2 protein-coding genes are annotated in these 1,755 nt (G+C 64.5%); both read right to left on the reverse strand.

Features of this window, described 5'->3' with window-relative positions:
• Window positions 1–296: 296 nt before the first annotated feature.
• Window positions 297–1,412, reverse strand: coding sequence for an IS110 family transposase (locus PCS43_RS33330; RefSeq protein ID WP_066760040.1), 1,116 nt, complete (start codon window positions 1,410–1,412; stop codon window positions 297–299).
• Window positions 1,413–1,488: 76 nt separating this feature from the next.
• Window positions 1,489–1,755, reverse strand: a 267-nt coding sequence (locus tag PCS43_RS33335) for a Tn3 family transposase (protein WP_270923253.1), incomplete at its 5' end; no start/stop codon positions are given.

Genomic DNA, 1,755 nt, shown 5'->3' on the forward strand with positions numbered 1-1,755 from the left:
GAGATACTGCCCGAGTTTACCCCTTCGCTGGCCGCAAGACCAGCGTTCGCATTGACCTTGGCGGGTGTGCCGCGGACGCCTGATCGACGACGATTGATCACGCTCTCATCCGCGGGTTGGTTACCGCACTACCCGTATCCGTCGCTGGGCCTATCCGTCGTCTAAGTTCGGGCGTCGGACGAACCTGCCCCACCGTACACCGCGGATTGCCCATCACAGTCGGGTGCCCGCGGCACGCCGGCCAAGGCTATGCAGGTGATGCGCTGGCGCCTCCTCTCGTGATCGTTGTGCGTGGATCAGCCAGCGACCGCCGGTGACACCCGACGGGCGATGTCCCAGGCATAGCCGACCAGTTCACGCGCGATCGCAGTGGTCACCTTCGGCTGCGGCTTGCCGGTGGCTGCTAGGCGACGGTAGCGCTGAGACAGGCGAACCTGTGCCTTCCACCCGATTGCCTGGATGTCCTCGGGCAAGTCGATGACCCGCTCACGGTAGCGCCGTTCCTCGCGAGCGGGCAGCCGATACGACCAGCCCGCCTCGATCAGCATGGTTCGTGCCTGCGCGTTGCCCGCGCGGGTGATCCGGCCTCGCTTGGTCCGGGCGCCGCTGGAGTGCTCGGACGGCACCAAGCCGACATACGCCATCAACTGCTTAGGATTGTCGAAGCGGGTGAGATCGCCTACTTCAGCGACCAGCGTCGCAGCGCTGACCAGCCTGATACCGCGCAGGACCTGCAGATTGCGGACCAGCGGCGCGAAACACCATGCATCCACCGCTTCGGCCAATGCTGCCTCGAGCCGTCCCACTCGCGCCTGCGCCTCCAGCACCCGCTTCTGCATTTCCTCGAATGCCAGCTGTTGGTGGGGAAAATCGAACCGCTGCTCGGACAACCACCGCCAGTACATTTTCGTCCAGGCCGCCTTGCCGCCGAAACGACGATCATGACGCAACAGGAAGCTGCGCACCGTTTGCTTGGCCCCGATGGCATCGTCCTGCGCATTTCGCCGAGCGCGGATGAGATCGCGTACCGCCTCATGCGCTTCGTCCGGCACCCAGATCGCGGTGAGTTCGCCGGCGCGTAGCAGCCGCGCCAGTGTCATCGCGTCACGTCGGTCCGTCTTCACATGGTCGCCCGGGCGTCGCGGCATCATTGAGGGGGCGATGACAATGCAATCCTGCCCCAGCTTCGTCAGCAGCCGATGCAGGCCATAGCCACAGGGACCAGCTTCGTAGCAGACGTTCAACGTAACGCCCGGTCCCGTTAGTCGCTTGACCAGCTTTCTGACCGCATCGTCCTCGTTGGCGACTGTTCCGATGAAACGCACCTCGCCTCCGCGCTGTCCATCGGCAACAGCGACCGCAATGGTTTCCTTATGCACGTCCAGACCAACGTATTTCACTGCCTCCGTCATGACTCGCCTCCGCTGCTGAAAAATCCATCATCAGCATCTCAGATTCGAGCCTCCGAGGCTCGGGCAGTCATGGGGTCTAAGCGTCCCGGCCTTGCTGGTGGAGCCGGAGCGGCCTGAACCGTTCACGGGGTTTGTCGATCTCGCCCCAAAGATAGTCGCCGGTCAGGCCGACATGCTCCCAGCCCAGCGGGGCGACGTGGGCGAGCAGTTCGTCGGGCACGTCGACGCCGCTGCCGCGCAGATGACGGACGGCGCGGTCGAGATAGACGGTATTCCAGAGCGTCACGGCCGCGGTGGCGAGGGTCAGGCCGGATGCACGATGGCGCTGGTTCTCGAAGGTGCG

Origin of the sequence: Rhodococcus sp. C-2 (assembly GCF_027854095.1) — a bacterium.
GTDB classification, from domain to species: domain Bacteria; phylum Actinomycetota; class Actinomycetes; order Mycobacteriales; family Mycobacteriaceae; genus Rhodococcus_F; species Rhodococcus_F qingshengii.

Coding starts and splice junctions, on each gene's coding strand:
- PCS43_RS33330 (WP_066760040.1), bottom strand. CDS start 1,412: ATGACGGAGGCAGTGAAATACGTTGGTCTGGACGTGCATAAGGAAACC.